12 protein-coding genes are annotated in these 16,258 nt (G+C 61.8%); 6 read left to right on the top strand and 6 right to left on the bottom strand.

Going from position 1 to position 16,258, the window contains the following annotated elements; genetic code table 11:
* Window positions 1–78: 78 nt before the first annotated feature.
* Complete coding sequence (locus FKG95_RS23075) at window positions 79–1,041, bottom strand: GlxA family transcriptional regulator (protein ID WP_246116881.1); 963 nt, start codon at window positions 1,039–1,041, stop codon at window positions 79–81.
* A gap of 573 nt (window positions 1,042–1,614) precedes the next feature.
* Between FKG95_RS23075 and FKG95_RS23070 the strand changes: the two genes are divergently transcribed.
* The 3 genes from FKG95_RS23070 to FKG95_RS23060 all read left to right on the top strand — a co-directional run bounded on the left by FKG95_RS23070 (window position 1,615) and on the right by FKG95_RS23060 (window position 6,786).
* Window positions 1,615–4,053: a GcvT family protein gene (locus FKG95_RS23070; RefSeq protein ID WP_142898784.1), complete on the top strand. Its 2,439-nt coding sequence runs from the start codon at window positions 1,615–1,617 to the stop codon at window positions 4,051–4,053.
* 63 nt (window positions 4,054–4,116) lie between these two features.
* Window positions 4,117–5,685: a trimethylamine methyltransferase family protein gene (locus tag FKG95_RS23065; RefSeq protein ID WP_142898783.1), complete on the top strand. Its 1,569-nt coding sequence runs from the start codon at window positions 4,117–4,119 to the stop codon at window positions 5,683–5,685.
* A 99-nt stretch (window positions 5,686–5,784) separates the two neighbouring features.
* On the top strand, window positions 5,785–6,786 hold the full coding sequence (locus FKG95_RS23060) for a carbohydrate kinase family protein (protein WP_142898782.1): 1,002 nt from the start codon (window positions 5,785–5,787) through the stop codon (window positions 6,784–6,786).
* A 31-nt stretch (window positions 6,787–6,817) separates the two neighbouring features.
* Here the strand turns inward: FKG95_RS23060 and FKG95_RS29760 are convergent, their stop codons facing one another.
* From FKG95_RS29760 to FKG95_RS23045, 3 genes are all read right to left on the bottom strand, one after another.
* The gene (locus FKG95_RS29760) at window positions 6,818–7,465 is read right to left on the bottom strand and encodes a transaldolase family protein (RefSeq protein ID WP_179954237.1); all 648 of its coding nucleotides are present in this window, start codon (window positions 7,463–7,465) and stop codon (window positions 6,818–6,820) included.
* A 298-nt stretch (window positions 7,466–7,763) separates the two neighbouring features.
* A complete protein-coding gene (locus tag FKG95_RS23050) occupies window positions 7,764–9,197 on the bottom strand; it encodes an MFS transporter (protein ID WP_142898780.1) in 1,434 nt (477 codons plus the stop codon).
* Between the two features lie 132 nt (window positions 9,198–9,329).
* Window positions 9,330–10,244 carry a DMT family transporter gene (locus FKG95_RS23045; RefSeq protein ID WP_142898779.1) on the bottom strand — a complete coding sequence of 305 codons (915 nt, stop codon included), beginning with the start codon at window positions 10,242–10,244 and terminating at the stop codon, window positions 9,330–9,332.
* A 232-nt stretch (window positions 10,245–10,476) separates the two neighbouring features.
* On the opposite strand from FKG95_RS23045, the gene tmpA reads away from it, so the two are divergent.
* Together tmpA and tmpB are read left to right on the top strand one after the other, a co-directional pair.
* Complete coding sequence (tmpA, locus tag FKG95_RS23040) at window positions 10,477–11,628, top strand: 2-trimethylaminoethylphosphonate dioxygenase (protein ID WP_142898778.1); 1,152 nt, start codon at window positions 10,477–10,479, stop codon at window positions 11,626–11,628.
* Window positions 11,625–12,218 (top strand): (R)-1-hydroxy-2-trimethylaminoethylphosphonate oxygenase, encoded by a 594-nt coding sequence (gene tmpB / locus FKG95_RS23035; RefSeq protein ID WP_142898777.1) that lies wholly within the window; start codon window positions 11,625–11,627, stop codon window positions 12,216–12,218. Before tmpA ends, tmpB begins: the two co-directional genes overlap by 4 nt.
* 11 nt (window positions 12,219–12,229) lie before the next feature.
* Here the strand turns inward: tmpB and FKG95_RS23030 are convergent, their stop codons facing one another.
* Window positions 12,230–14,227, bottom strand: a complete 1,998-nt coding sequence (locus tag FKG95_RS23030) for a CocE/NonD family hydrolase (protein ID WP_142898776.1) — start codon at window positions 14,225–14,227, stop codon at window positions 12,230–12,232.
* 26 nt (window positions 14,228–14,253) lie between these two features.
* Window positions 14,254–15,087 (bottom strand): alkaline phosphatase family protein, encoded by an 834-nt coding sequence (locus FKG95_RS23025; RefSeq protein WP_142898775.1) that lies wholly within the window; start codon window positions 15,085–15,087, stop codon window positions 14,254–14,256.
* A 206-nt stretch (window positions 15,088–15,293) separates the two neighbouring features.
* On the opposite strand from FKG95_RS23025, the gene FKG95_RS23020 reads away from it, so the two are divergent.
* Window positions 15,294–16,247 (top strand): alpha/beta hydrolase, encoded by a 954-nt coding sequence (locus tag FKG95_RS23020; RefSeq protein WP_142898774.1) that lies wholly within the window; start codon window positions 15,294–15,296, stop codon window positions 16,245–16,247.
* Window positions 16,248–16,258: the final 11 nt, after the last annotated feature.

Genomic DNA, 16,258 nt, shown 5'->3' with positions numbered 1-16,258 from the left:
GCACTCCCGCTTCAGTCGTTAAGAACAAGAGATGCAGTTCTGCGGCCTGTTCGTCAATGGAGACGAGGTTGAGGACGTTCAGAGACCGCTGCGCAGTTCCTGCCGCTGGCCCCCGATGACCGGCCCGACCTTCCGGCTGAACTTTGGAGAGATACCGAAAAACTCCCGGTAACTCTTGGAGAAATGCGACATGGAGGTGAAGCCGCAGATGATCGCGATTTCCGTGATGGAGAGCGACGAATAGTGCAAAAGCTGCTTGGCCTTATTGAGGCGCAAACGTTTGTAATAAGATGCGGGAGACAAGCCTAGATGCCGGTTGAACAGGCGTTCCAGCTGGCGCAGGCTCACGCCCACGTAAGCAGCGATCTCGCGGCGATCGACCACCGTTTCGATATTGTCGCGCATGATTTCGATGGCTTTCAACACCTTGCCGGAGTTGACCGTCGAGAGTTCCTGGCTCTGAACCTTGGAAAACTCCTCCGCCGTGCTGCGCCGGATATCGTGCATGAAGAGACTGGAAAGGCGGCTGACCTCATTGTCGCGCAGCCAGCGGCTCAAAAGCGCGATCATCAGATCCACCACCGCCAGATGGCCGCCGCAGGTGAAATTCATTTCATTGATCACAAAGAGGCGGGTCACCGCGCGCGCCTCGGGATAACGCTGAACAAAGCCGTCGAAGAGCTCCCAATGAACGGTGCACTCCTGATCGTTCAGCACCTGCGCGGCGGCAAGCACATAGGCCCCGGTCTCAATTCCGCCGACAATGCTGCCGAAACGGGACAGGCGTCTGACATAGTTCAGAGTTTTCTTGGTTTCCGCCGCTTCCGGCTGAAAGCCGGAGCAGACCACCAGCACATCCCACTTGTCTTCGTTGGAGATGGCCTGATCGACAGCGATTTCGATCCCCGATGAGGAGGCGACCGGCGCAGCATCCTCCGAAAGAATATGCCAGCTGCAGACCTGCTGCTCGGCAACCCGGTTGGCCGCCCGCAGGCAGTCTATGGCGGCGGCAAACGACGTCAGGGTGAACTGGGGAATCATCAAAAAACCGAATCTTATCGGCCCATCGCGTCCAGTCTCCCGTGGCTCGCGAAGCCGGCCGTTTGCATGATCACTCATTCCGCCAACTTCAAGTTGAATTTTTACACTATTTTTCCTGTTACGCGATTCATCTTACGATCCGCAGACAACGCGCATGGATTTGAACTATAGCATTCCAAAGATGAAGAAAAGGGCCTTCAAAACCCGGCCTGACAACTGTTTGACACCAATTTGAAGCGTTGGAGGTTCGAGGTTGCACTGCAACAAGGTAAAACGCCCGTTTTCAGCGGCTTTGCAACCTCCAGGAAAATCAAAAGTCCGGCGGTCGCATATCGCAGCGGTGCGCGCCGCAAATTGACAAAACTGCGGAGCCCCAAAACGGGGAAGATGTCGACTTGCGCGGGGCAGAGGCCTATCCGTCAAGCGGGACGGATGCCGAACAAAAATCAGCCGGATGAATACCGGCTATTCGAATAACGACAAAGCGTCTGCAGGGGATGGTATAATCCCTCAAAGCCGGAAGGCTGTGCAGAAATATACGCGAAGAAACATACACGATAGGAAGACTGAGAGATGGCGGAGTTACCGAGTACAGCACGTGTGGTCATTATCGGCGGAGGCGCGGTCGGTTGCTCGATCCTTTACCACCTCGCCAAAATGGGCTGGAGCGACTGTCTGCTGCTGGAAAAGAACGAGCTGACCTCCGGATCTTCCTGGCACGCCGCGGGCAACTGCCCAAACTTCTCAGGCTCGCTTGCCGTGATGAAGATGCAGGCCTACTCGACTGATCTCTTCACCCGCCTGGGTGATGAGGTCGACTACCCCATGAACTATCACGTCACCGGTTCGGTCCGCCTGGCCCACAGCCAGGACCGCATGGACGAATTCCGTCACGTCACGGCGATGGCCAACCATCTGGGTCTCGAGATGGACATGGTGTCCAACGCGCAGATGAAGGAGGTCTATCCCTTCATGGAAACCCACGACATCCTCGGCGGTGTCTGGGACCCCAACGATGGCGATATCGACCCCGCGCAGCTTACGCAGGCCTACGCCAAAGGGGCACGCAACCTGGGGGCAAAGGTCATCCGCTTCTGTCCGGTCAGCGGCGTGCGGCGAGAAAACGGCGAATGGGTCATCGAGACCGAAAAAGGCGAAGTCCGCTGCGAGTTCGTGGTCAATGCCGCCGGCTACCGGGCCCAGGAAGTCGGCCGCATGTTCGGCCGGGAAGTGCCCTGCGCGACCATGGCCCATCAGTACCTGATCACCGAAGAGATTCCCGAGCTGGAAGCGCACGGCAAACTGCTGCCGCTTCTGCGCGATCCCGACAGCTCCTATTACCTGCGCCAGGAAAAGAACGGCCTGTTGCTCGGTCCCTATGAAGAACAGGCGACGCCGCACTGGATCACCAAGAACGACCCCATGCCCGAGGATTTCTCGTTCCAGCTCTATCCGGATGATCTGGAGCGGCTGGAGTGGTACATCGAGGACGCCTGCGCCCGCGTACCCCTGCTGGGCACCGCCGGCGTGACCCGCGTCGTGAACGGCCCGATCCCCTACGCGCCGGACGGCAATCCCCTCATCGGCCCCATGCCGGGCGTCCCCAACGCCTTTGAGGCCTGCGTCTTCACTTTCGGCATCGTGCAGTCCGGCGGCGCCGGTAAGGTCTGCGCCGAATGGATCGTCGAGGGCGAGACCGACGGTGACATGTGGGCCGTGGACCCGCGCCGCTTTACCAGTTACGCAACCCATGAGTACTGCGTCGAGAAGGCGAAGGAAATCTACGCCCACGAGTACGCGATCCACTTCCCGGCGCAGGAGTGGCCGGCTGGTCGTCAGGCCCGCACCTCTCCTCTTTACGAGAAACTGAAGGCTAAGGGCGCAATGTTCGGCGCCGCGGCAGGCTGGGAGCGCCCGGTCTGGTTCCCACGTCCGGGCAAGGACGAAGCGGTTCAGAAAGCCAGCTACCACCACACCAACTGGTTCGACGCGGTGCGCGAAGAGTGCCTCGCCATCCGCGACCGGGTCGGTCTGATGGACCTCTGCGGCTTCTCGCGCTTTGAGGTTTCTGGCGAAGGCGCCGCAGAATGGCTGCGCGGCATGGTGACCGGCGCGCTGCCGAAAGCGGGACGGATCGGCCTGATCTACTTCGCGACCGAGAAGGGCAAGATCCTGACCGAAATGACGATCACACGCTTTTCAGAGGATCACTTCCTGCTGATCACGGCAGCAGCCGCGGAATGGCACGACCGGGATTGGCTGGAGCAGCACATTCCCGCCGGGTCGCCCATCACCATCGAAAACAAGACCGGCAGCTGGACTTCGCTGGTGGTTGCGGGGCCGAAGTCGCGCGATCTGCTGTCTTCGGTCTGCAACAAGGATTTCTCGAACGAGGCTTTCCCCTGGCTGACCCACCAGCCGATCGAAATCGGCATGGCGCGGGGTTTTGCGGTGCGGGTTTCCTACCTCGGCGAGCTCGGTTGGGAACTCCACCTTCCGATCGAGCATGTCCTGGGCATCTACGACAAGCTCTGGGCCGCCGGGGAACCCTACGGGATCATCGATTACGGCATGTACGCCATGGAATCCATGCGTCTGGAGAAGTGTTACCGCGCCTGGAAACATGACCTGACCAACGACTACTCCATGTTCGAGGGTGGCCTCGACCGCTTTATCAGGCTCGACAAACCGACGCCCTTCATCGGACAGGAGGCGCTCCGCAAGGAGAAGGAAGCAGGCGTCAAACAGACCTTCGCGCCCTTGCTGCTCGAAGACGGCTCGGCCGATGCCGTCTATCTCTCGAGCGTCTGGAAAGGCGACAAGCGTATCGGTTTCGTGACCTCCGGCGGCTACGGGCACAGGATCGAAAAGTCGATTGCCCTGGCGACCATCGATATCGACTGCGCCGCGGAAGGGACCGAGCTGGAGGTGGAGGTCCTGGGCGAGCGGCGCAAGGCCGTGGTCGCGCGCGAACCGCTCTACGATCCGGAGAACGAGCGGCTGCGGGCGTAAAGCCGCAGACCCGCAGGATTTCAGGAAACTGCTTTAGACCCATTACGCCAGGAGTCCGCCGTCATGACGCAAGTGCAAAGAGAACGCAAAAGCCGCCGTGCCGGCGGACGGGACGCCCGGAAGGCCCTCCGCGCCGCACCCCTTGCGGATAATGTACGCCCGATCCGCCCCGGGCTTGAGGGCGGGAACTTCAAGCCGCTGGACGATGCCTCGCTGCAGAAGATCCATCAGGCCGTCCTGAAGATCCTGGCTGAAATCGGCCTCGCGGATGCGCCGGAGTCCGGGATCGAAATCATGACTGCGGCGGGCGCAACACTGGGCGACGATGGGCGTCTGCGCTTCTCCGCCGCACTGGTCGAGGACACGCTGGCAAAAGCCAACCGGGATTTCACACTTTTCGGCCAGGTCGAAAAGCATGATATCCGGCCGGGTGGAAATCGCGTGCATTATGGAACCGCCGGGGCCGCCGTCCATCTGGTCGACGTGGAGAACCGCGCGTACCGGGAGTCTAACCTTCAAGATATCTACGATGCGGGCCGGATCGTGGAGACCCTCGACAACGTCCATTTTTTTCAGCGGCCCATGGTCGCCCGGGACATGGAAGATCCGGCGGATCTGGACCTCAACACCGTCTACGCGGCGGTTAGCGGAACCCGGAAACATATCGGCACCAGCTTCACCACCGCCGAGAACGCCCAAAAGTCCATCGAGATGCTGCAGATGATCGCCGGCGGCGAGGACCAGTGGCGCGCCCGTCCCTTCGTCTCCAATACCAACTGCTTCGTGGTGCCGCCGCTCAAGTTCGCGACCGAATCCTGCGAAGTCATGGAGGTTTGTATCCGGGGCGGTATGCCGGTCCTGCTGCTCTCCGCCGGTCAGGCGGGCGCGACCGCCCCCGCAGCCATTGCCGGAACGGTGACCCAGGCGACCGCCGAGTGCATCGCGGGCCTTATCTATGTGAATGCCATCAAGCCGGGTCATCCCGCCATCTTCGGGACCTGGCCCTTCGTCTCGGATCTGCGCACCGGCGCCATGTCGGGCGGCTCCGGCGAACAGGCTCTGCTCAGCGCCGCCTGCGCCCAGATGCACCATTTCTATGGCCTGCCTGGCGGCTCGGCGGCGGGCATGGCCGACGCCAAGCTGCCGGATCCACAGTCGGGCTACGAAAAGGGGATCACCAATGTCATGGCGGGCCTCTCCGGCCTGAACATGGTCTACGAATCCGTGGGCATGCACGGCTCGCTTCTCGGGTTTTGCATGGAGAGCCTGATCATCGACAACGACATGATCGGCCAGTGCCTGCGCTGCGTACGGGGCATCGAGGTCACCGACGAATCCATCTCGGTCGAGACCATGCGCCAGGTCTGCCTGGAAGGTCCGGGGCACTACCTGGGCCACGCGCAGACGCTCGAACTCATGCAGACCGAATATGTTTACCCGGCGCTGGGCGACCGCACCTCGCCCAAGGAGTGGGAAGAGTTGGGCAAGCCCGACCTGATCCGCAAAGCCATTGAGGAAAAGCGCCGCATTCTCGGCAACCTCTTCCCCGATCACATCTCCGAGGATCTCGACCGGCAGATCCGCGCGAACTTCGACATCAAGCTGCCAAGGGCGAGCATGCGGAAAGCATAACGCGCTATCCGGGACGCGGGACAATCTCCCTCTTGGGAAAAAAGTCATTGCAGCCGAGGCAGAACGCGCCATTCTTGCGGCAGCGTATGATGTGCCTGGATGAGCAGAACCATGATTGTCGTTGCCGGTGAAAGCCTGATCGATTTCGTCCACCGTCCCCAACTCTCCGGCGAGGGTCAGAGCGGACCGCTCTACGAGGCCTGCCCGGGCGGCTCTCCTTATAACTGCGCGATCGCACTCGGACGCTTGCAGATTGACGTCGGCTTTCTCTGTCCGCTGTCAGACGATTCCCTCGGCGCACTGCTCATGGCACGCCTGGAGGACTCGGGCGTAACAGCGCTGATGTCGGACCTGGTGCAGGCCCCCACGTCACTCGCAGTTGTCTCACTCGACCCGGAAGGCAGCCCAAGCTACAGCTTCTATCGCCAGGACACGGCGGACCGTCAGTTGGAACCCGCAGCGGTGACAGCGGCGCTGCCGGGCCAGGTTGAAGCCTTTCAGATCGGCTCCCTCGCCCTGATCGAAAAGGAAGATACCCTCTCCTGGGCGACCGCCATGGACGCCGCCATCGCACGCGGGGCCGTGGTGTCGCTCGACCCCAACGTCAGGATGCGCCTGATCTCCGATGACACTGATTACCGCGCACGGCTGATGGCCATGCTGCATCTGGCGGATATGATCAAAGCCAGCGACGAAGACCTCGACTACTTCTACCCGGGCCTCGCGCCCGAAGACGCCATCCGCCGCGCCATGAGCGAGCATGCGATCTCTCTCGCGGTCCTGACCCGCGGCAAGGAAGGGGCAACGGCCTACACGGCTTCGAGCCTGTCGGCCTCACGGCCCGCGAAATCCTTTACCGGAGACGACGAGGAAAAGGGCGACAGCATCGGGGCCGGCGACTCCTTTCAGGCGGGCCTGCTCGCCTGGTTGAAAGACAACGCCAAGCTCACGAAGGCCGGCCTCGCCGCCTTGAGCGAAGACGATCTCACTCAGATGCTCGACTTCGCCAGTACAATCGCCGGACTAAACTGCGCGGAAACCGGCTGCAATCCGCCGACCCGGGAACAGGTTCAAGGCCTTGCACAGGACGAAAGCCAGTAGGCTGACCGCTCATGAGGTTTGAGTGAATCTTCTAACCTCGGGCCGCGGCGTCGAACTCGGCAACCGCTTTAGCCGCGAGATCGCTCTCGAGCAGACTCTGGGCGACCGGCGGCGGCAAGGTGAAGCAGCGGTGTCCCTGGCTGCTCAGGTGCACCACCTGCTCGACGCTGCGCAGGCTGGCCAGCAGCAATTGCGTGTCCGTTCCTGCCGCAAGCTGCATCCGTGTGAGAATCGCATCGGCGTCTTCTCCCGCCTCCTGCAAGCGTGCATAGTAAGGCGCAGCATAGGCAGCACCGAAGGCGGCGGCTGCGATCACCTGACCCGGTGCATAGATCGCCGTCATGGTCACCCGGGTCTCCCGCCGCTCCAGACGAAGTCTGCTTGCAGAGCTGAAGCCCGCCGGGGTCGCCGGCAACTTCACGACGACCTCGGGTCCCAGGTCCGCCAAACGCAGGGCCATGTCCGACAGGACTTCCGGCGTCTCACCCCAGGACTGCATCTGGATCTCTCCAAAGCCGGCTCCGACCGCGGTCCGGTGAAGTTCGGACAGCGTCTCGAGACTGCAGCTCAGACCGGCACGCTGAATCAGCAGGGGATTGGTGGTCACGCCGCAATAGATCCCGCTCGATGCAAGCTTTTGCCATAGGCTCCGCTCGGCGGTGTCGATCAAGAGCTTCATAAGAGATGAGAGCCTGTCTGAAGGTGAAGGACAGCGATGGCGACCCCAGGGTCTGTTGATGTTCAGGACACCGCCGGGGTTGCTCAGAGATAGAGCGACGAAAACTCGCTTTATCTCTGAGCAATCCTTCCAGGACGGGTCGTATTTTACCAGCGGAAGCGTCGCAAGTGCCTTGTGTGGATCCACCACACTGTGCCACTTGCTCCTAACCGCTGATAAAATATCACCCGCCACGACGATATCCTGAACATCAACAGACCCTAGCCCGGCAATTTCACGACCGCAACGGCGAAGCGGATCATGCGGCGGAACCGCCTTGCCGCGCGGCCGTGGTGTCCGCACGAACGAATGCCCAGGCCGCGGCCAGGCCAACCACCGCGAAGGGAAGCGTGCCGGCGAAGATCCAGAAGCCGACGGATCTCGCGATCTCCGGGACCGTATCGTCGGCGAAGCCCGCCGCATTGGCCAGAATCCCGACATAGGCAGCCCCGACCGCATAGCCCAGGCGCTGGATGGTGGGCATGGCCGACGCGATCCGGTCTTTATCCTCCTCCGCGGCAATCGCAGTCGCGCGGCGCAGAATGAAGGTCCAGGCCATACCAAAGCCTGCGCCTTCGATAACGGCAATGACAGCAATCAGGGGCAGGGGACCGTTGGGGATGGCATAGAGAAAACCGACAATACTGACGGTCAGAACGATCATGCCGGTCATGATCAGCCAAGGGTCCCGCCGCTCCGGCGCGCCGGACGTGACGACCGCCGCAACCGTCCAGCTGATCGCCGAAAGCGCCAGAATATAACCGGCAACCAGAGCAGAGCTATCGAAGAGGATGACCATCAGCACCGGACCGTAGGCGCTGATCGCAATGGTCGAAGCCGTGAAACAGAAGATCATCAGCAGGGCCGCGCCGACCCCATGACGCGGATCGAGGGGGCGCAGGGGCAAGAGACGATTGGCGTGCCGGCGGCTATCCATGCGCAGAAATACCGCCAGGATCGCGGTGCCTAAAACCACCAGCAGCGGTGAACGGATCGGCGAGACCTCGATCCCGGCGGCGGCAATGCAGACCACGCCCGACGAGAGAACCAACAGACGCCAGACCGGAATCCGCCCCTCGTGATTTTCCTCTCCCCTTTTCTGGTCCCGCAGGCCCAGGAAGATCCAGACCGACAGGGCGAAGGCCTGGATCGCGAAAAACCAGAAGCCGCCGCGCCAGATGCCGAGCTCCGCGAAAACCCCGCCGACCAAAGGGCCGCTGAAGGCGGATGCGCCCCAGAGGATCGAGAGAACCGCCATGACCCGGGGCATATGCTCGCGGGGGAAGAGCCGGTTGATCGCCACAAAGGCCAGGGCCATCAGTCCGCCGCCACCCAGCCCCTGGAACAGGCGCCCCGCAAGCATCACCGGCATATCAGGTGCAAGGGCGCTGATGATACAGCCCGCGCCGTAGAGCAAAGCCGCGAGCGTCATGACCCGCTGCAATCCATAGCGCAGACTCAAGAGGGCGCTCGCCGCCCCGGCTGCGATCGATCCGATTTCGTAGAGGGCGATGGTCCAGGCCACCAGCGCAGCCCCGCCAATGTCGGCCAGGATGCTTGGAATGAGCGTGGCGACCATCAGGGCATCGGCGGCATGGAGCCAGACTCCGGTGCAGATCAGCGCGAGCCGGGCGAAGTGTCCCGAGCGCAGAAGATCTCCCCAGCCCAAAACCGCCTGCTCAGCTTTGCTCATTTCGTTGCCTTGGACCGGGAATTGAAAACGATGATTATATTAATAAAGTTTTTTCTTTCATAATTCAAACGCTATCAGTAAGGAATGAAAATTAGACGTGAAGCCCGGCTCAATCCAACGAGGGTACGCGTCTCAGCTCACTTTACGCCGCTCGGACAGCCAGATACCGCCAAGGACCAAGACCAGCGCGACCGCGTGATAGAGCTGGAAGACTTCGGACAGGATCACGACGGCCAGCCCGGCCGCGAAGACCGGCACCAGATTGACGAAGATCCCCGCCCTGCCCGGCCCGATCAGCTCTACGCCCCGCATGAAAAAGATCTGGGCGATGAAGGAAGGAAAAAGTGCAATGTAGAGTCCAATGGCCCAGCCTTTGGGTGTCGGCCAGATGACGGTTCCGGAGAAAACTTCATAAAGCGCCAGCGGTAAGGTCGTAACGCAGGCAACCAGGGACATGACCGTGAAAAAGACCAGCCCGGAAACCTTCGGCCGGTTCGGCAGCGCCGACGCGTAAGCGGAATAAAACAGACAGGCGATCATCATGGTCACGTCGCCGGGATTGAAGGCCAGAGTCGTGAGGCGCGAGATGTCGCCGGCCGTCGCCACCACCATTACGCCCAGGATCGTAATCACGGCCCCCACCACCTGCAGCAGGCCGACGCGCGTGCGGTGCAGGGCGAATGCGCCCAGAAAAACCAGCACGGGAATCGAGCCCTGGAGGATCCCTATATTCACCGCCGTGGTGTCGTGCGACGCGACATAGAAGAGAGAGTTGAAGCCGGTGAAACCGCACAGGGCCATTCCGGTGATCCAGAGCAAGCGCGGCCGCACGCCCGACCACTCGGCAATCACCCGCCGCCCCGCCGTCACCCAGAGAAAGCTGCAGACCAACAGCCAGCGGAGAAAGGTCAGCATCAGCGGCGAAACCTCGCCCACCACCAGCTGCCCGGCCACGGCGTTGCCGCCCCAGAACAGCATGGTCAGGGTGAGAAGAAGGTAAGGCCGGCTGAAAAGGCTTTGCCCCAGGGCTTTGGCCTGCAAAAACATCCGCTGCGTTTTCCCGTGATCGGCTTCATATGATCTGCGCGCGGAGACCTTCCGCGAGGCTATGCCTTGTCACAGATGCGCGTTGACGGTCAAGCGCTCACCCGTCGGGTCTGCCATGCACGGCTTTGCGCCCCGAACGTCGGCACAGGGCCTAAACCATATATCGCTTGAGATTTCGCCCGGCTTACTGTCCAAATTCATAGATAACGGCCTCACTTCAAGGACGCGGTGGATGGTGATCAAATCTGTTAATCTTCTCCAGGAGGGGCAGGCCCTCGCAATCACCTGGTCGAACGGCAAGACCGCGCGGTTCCATGCAATCTGGCTGCGCGACAACGCGTTGGATCCGGAGACGCGTTCAGCAAGCAACGGGCAGCGTCTGGTCACGCTGTTGGACTGCCCTGAAAACACACGTATTGAATCGGCGCGCGCGGAGGAGCAGTCTCTCGCGCTCCGCTTCCTGCCTGATGGCAAGGAGGTCAGCTTTCCGGCCGCATGGCTCGCCGAACACAACTACGACCGAATCGAGAACCGCCCGAAAGGCTGGACCGGTGAGGCTATCTCCCGCTGGGGCTCGGATCTCGCCTCCGCAATTCCCACCGTCGACCTTGCCGCCGCCAAAAACGACCGCCGGGCCCTGGCAGGTTGGCTGGGTGCTATCCGGCGCTGCGGCTTCGCGGTCATGACGGGGCTGAAACCGGAAAGCGGTGCACTGCTGGAGGTCGCCGCCCTCTTCGGTTACGTGCGCGAAACCAACTACGGGCGCTGGTTCGAGGTCAGATCCGAGGTGAACCCGGTCAATCTGGCCTACACGGGATTAGGCCTGCAGGCCCACAGCGACAATCCTTACCGCGATCCGGTGCCGACCCTTCAGCTTCTGGCCTGCCTGGAAAACTCCGCGGAGGGCGGGGACTCCAAAGTCGTCGACGGCTTTAAGGCGCTCGAAATCCTTCAGAAAGAAGCGCCGGAGCATTTCGACCTGCTCGCCTGCTACCCGGCTCGCTTCGAATATGCCGGATCAGACGGCATCCGGCTGCGGGCCAAGCGCCCGATGGTCGAACTGGGACCGGACAGAGAACTGCTCGGCCTGCGTTTCAATAACCGCTCCGCCGCGCCTTTCACGGACATTCCTTTCGACGACATGGCCACCTATTACGCCGCCTACCGGCACCTGGCGGAGATCATTGAGCGGCCCGAGGGCGAAGTCACCTTCAAGATGAAACCCGGCGACCTTTTCATCGTCGACAACACCCGCGTGCTCCATGCCCGGAAAGGTTTCTCGGGCACGGGATCGCGCTGGCTTCAGGGCTGTTACGCGGATAAAGACGATCTGCTCTCCACCCTCGCCGCCATCGAGGAAGAGCTGCCGGAAGCCGCGGAATGACCAACGCCATGACACGTCTTACACCTGACAGCATCGTGGATTTCATCGGCGATATCTTCAATCGCCGGGGCGCGGAATCCTATCTGGGCGAACCGGTCACCATGTCCCAGCATATGCTGCAGGGCGCTTTCAGGGCCGAAGAGTCGGACGCGTCGGACGAGCTGATCGCCGCGGCCCTGCTGCACGACATCGGGCACTACACAAGCGAATTTCCGGAAGATGCCCTGGAAAAGGGCCTGAACAATTATCACGACACGGCGGGCGCCGCCGTCCTGGCGCCCTTCTTTCCGAGGCTCGTGGTCGACTGTGTCCGCTATCACGTCGACGCCAAGCGTTACCTCTGCGCCACGGACCCGAGCTACTTCAACCGCCTGTCGGAGGCTTCGGTTCATAGCCTCCGCTTGCAGGGCGGCCCTATGTCCAATGACGAGGTGGCCGCCTTTCGCGAGAACCCGCACTTAAAAGATATTCTGCAGGTGCGTTTCTGGGACGAAGACGGCAAGGACCCGGACCTGGAAACGCCCCCCTTCACGCACTACGCCCCAATTCTGCAACATGTCGTTGACCGCTTCTGCGCCGAACGAGACTGAGAAGCTCGCCACTACATGAAGTCGCGGCGGATTTTTCTGGTCCATTCCCGCTCAAACACAAGGGCCTCGCCTTCGTAGGCCTCCAGCTTGGCCGTGAGATGGAAGTGCGTGGCATCGGCGGTCAGGCGGGTCGTGGTTTCGGTGCGGGTGGACCAGTCGCCCCGGCTGCGCCTGGCGGTCATGTGCGCTTCGCCCGTGACGCTCAGCGGATCCTCCGGCTGGATCGACCAGCACTCCCGCCGGATCTCCTGCGAGACCATGCCGTGCCCGGGGTGCTGGTTCGCGCCGGTATCATCAAGAATGAGATAATGCGTGACGCCCGCACTCAGGTCGCGCTCCATCCAGCGGCGGGTTTCGCCGGGTTCCAGGTTCGGGTACTTCGGCAGAGGATCCGGGTCGGCAGGTTCGGGCATCTCGGCGGGTTTGGCGGCCTGCAGGACCGGGAGCGTGAAACGGCTGTCGGAGCCGGTCACAAGCTGCGCGGTCACATGACTGGGCGGCGGCAAGATCAGTGGCCAATAGGCCGTCGAAATGGCAAGCCTGATGCGGTGCCCCGCGCGAAAGCGATGCCCGGACTCATCCAATAGAATCTCGACCTCTTCGAATGCGCCCGGCGTCATTGGCTCCGGCGTGGCATTGCCGCCGCGATGAGCAAGATTGAGCACGCCGAGGCTTACGCGCTGCGCCATACCGTCCGGATGCACATCGACCAACCGAACCGCGAGGTTCCCGAGCGGCGCGTCGATGGCAAGCTTCACCTTGAGGCTCGGACGTCCGAGAATTTCGAGGGGTTCGGCGAGGACTTCCGTCTCGAAGACCAGGGACAAACCGTCGTCGCCCCGCTGATCGCCGGGCAGGTCTGCACCGGGCGCCAGAGTGAAATACTCCCCCGAGGCGGTCCCGCAGTCCTGGGGGGAAGCCACCACCGCCATACCGCCCTCGCCTGGGGCATCGCTCAGGCAACCATCGCCGGTCAGGTGCAGAGTCATGCCGGCAACGTCTGACGACGGCCAGCTCTCCATGGCGACCCAGCGGCCCGGGTCGCTCTCGCGCCAGGTCGACGGACGAACGCCCTCGGTCACATAGGCGCGGTACGCGGGCAGATCCTCCGCGTCGTTTTCGATTCCCTTCAGCCAGTGGTCCCACCAGCGGATCGCCTCGGCATGAAAGTCGAGGCGCGGCTTGGGCCAGGCGAAGTGCGGATACTTGTGAATCCAGGGACCGTTGATCGCTTTCACCGGTGCGTTCAGATGGGCCGCCGCGGTCGGCGGGGCATTGCGGTAGCCGTCGCCCCAGCCGGCGATGATCAGAACCGCTGCCTCGAGCGCGTCGTAGTCTTCGCAGATCGAACCGTGACGCCAATAGTCGTCGCGCCGCTGATGGGCCAGCCAGGTGTTCAGCGGATAGTCGATGGTCTCCAGGCGCTTCAGCCACTGCGTCCGCCAGTCCGCACCGACGATCTCCGGATCGGGCGGCCGTGAGGAATAACACAGCATGTTGGTCGCCCAGTAAAAATTGGCGGAGAGCAGGCATCCGTTTTTGAAATGGATATCGTCGTTGTAGCGGTCGACCGTCGAGCTCAGTGAGATCACCGCCTTCAGAGCCGGGGGCCGTAACGCCGCTACCTGGAGAGAATTGAAACCGCCCCAGGAGATTCCCATCATGCCCACGGAGCCGCTGCACCAATCCTGGGCCGCCAGCCATTCGATGACCTCCACGGCATCGGCCAGTTCCTGCGGCGAGTACTCGTCCTCGATGACCCCCTCGGAATCGCCGCTGCCGCGCATATCGACCCGGACACCGGCATAACCGGCTTCGGCGAAAACCGGATAGGTGCTCTCGTCCCGGGGTGCGGTGCCATCGCGGCGGCGATAGGGCAGATGTTCGAGAATGGCAGGAACGGGATCCTGCTCTGCGCCCTCCGGCATCCAGATGCGCGCCGCCAGGCGCGTCCCGTCGCGCAGGGGAATCCATGCATCTTCTATGACGTGAAATGACCGTTTCGACATAGCCCTGTCCCTGCCCGGCTGCTGTGTTATGTGAGAAAACTCGGATGCCGCATACTGTCCGCCGGAGGCACCCCAAGCCGCGCCAGGACCGTCGGGGCGATCTGAAGCTGGTCCAGGACCACACCCGCATCGGGACGCTTGCCGTCACCGAAGTAATAGAAGGCCACCTCGCGCATTTCGTCCGTGGTGCCGCCGTGATGTCCACGCGGCGACTGGCCGTGGTCGGAGGTAACCATGATCTCGTAGCCCTGGTCGAGCCAGCGCGGCAGAGCATTCCCCAATACGCCGTCCAGGACATAGACCACATGATCCATCTCGGCGGAATCCGGACCGTGGCGATGCCCAGTGGAATCCACCGTGCAGCTGTGCAGCAACAGATAGTCCGGTTGATGCCGGTCGATCATGATGGCTGCCTGGGCAAAGAGATCTGCCTCGGCCGGCACCGCCAGATTGCCCTTGGTCTCGCCGCGCATGGTGTAGAAACGTCCGTGCTGGATCGGCAGGCTCTCGTCGTCGACCTCCAGGTCGCGGTAGATATCGAAGGGAGCACGCTGAAAGTAACTGGAAAAGAGAGAGTGCGCCGCAGCCGCCGTGGTCCGCCCGGCCTTGCGGGCTTCGGAAAAAATATCCGCCACATCGGTCTTCATCTCTTTGTAATTGTCGACGATGCCGTGCTCCTGCGGTGTCACACCGCTATGGATCGAGGCGTAGCAGGGCCCGGAAACCGACGGCAGTGTCGCCCGCATTTTCCATACCGAGGCATCGCCCTTTTCGACCCAGCCTTCGACATTTCCGAGCAGCGTGCGTGCCGTCTTCCACCCCATTCCGTCCAGAATGATCAGGACGACTTTTCGACTCATGTAAGATCTCCCCCCGCAAAACATCCCTGTCTGCCTGCCGAGCGCAGAGTGCAGGTGATTTCGAATCCCGGCAAGCCGCTTTCTCAGCAACGAAAGGAAATACTGGCTGCAAGATCAAAGACGCCAGAGTGCGATTGACTCCTCGCTCGAAGCGCCACAAGCTTTATCCGTAAGACTATCGTTCCGGCACATCCGCAGAGACCGCCATGACCAAACGCGATCCCTTCTACGCCCCCCGAATCGATGAAGAGATCTGGGCATTTATCGACCGGACCGACAGCTTTTATCCACCCGACACGGTCGATGCCGACATTGCAACACAGCGCGCGGTTTACGACGAGATGTGCGCAGCGTTCCGGCAGAAAAGACCGTCAGGCCTTTCGGTAAGAGACGAGAGTATTCCGGGCGGTGATGGTGAAATACCAATCCGCCGTTACCAGCCGCACGCGACGGCGGAACCTGCGGCCATAGTGATCTACTGTCACGGCGGCGGCTTCGTCGTCGGAGGACTGGAAAGCCACGACGATGTCTGCGCCGAGATCGCAGCAGCAACGGGCTTTTCCGTCGTATCCGTCGACTACCGCCTCTGCCCGGAACATCGGCACCCCGCAGCCTACAACGACGTGCTGGCCGCTTTTGAAGCGATCTCAAAGGAGGGCAATCCGATCATCCTCTGCGGTGATTCCGCGGGCGGTAATCTGGCGGCTGCCGTTTGCCTGGCGATCCGGCACCGGCCTGACGCGCCTGCCGGTCAGGTCCTGATCTATCCGGGCCTGGGTGGGGAAATCATGGGGCTGCCGTCTTACCGGGAAGAAGCGCATGCGCCTCTGCTCACGACACGGGACGTGATGTTTTACAAGAACGTCCGGGTCGAGGGCGAGGTGCCGGGAAATGATCCGACCTACGCGCCTTTATCGGCAAGAGACTTCACAGGCGCAGCCCCCTGCGTAATCGTCACAGCGGACTGCGACCCCCTACGCGACGATGGCGCAACCTACGTCAAGCGCTTGCGCGATGCGGGTGTCGAAGCCGAGTGGATCAATGAACCAGGGCTGGTGCACGGTTACCTGAGGGCCAGAACCTCGAGCGAACGGGCGAAGCATAGCTTCGCCCGTATCTGTGACGCCATTGCGCGTCTTGGCGCAGCCGCGGGACGTTAGTTTCCGGGGCG

Source organism: Denitrobaculum tricleocarpae, from assembly GCF_007004665.1.
GTDB lineage: Bacteria > Pseudomonadota > Alphaproteobacteria > Kiloniellales > Kiloniellaceae > Denitrobaculum > Denitrobaculum tricleocarpae.
The sequence above is the reverse complement of the archived record's forward strand: the minus strand, read 5'-3'. Positions and strand labels throughout refer to the sequence as shown.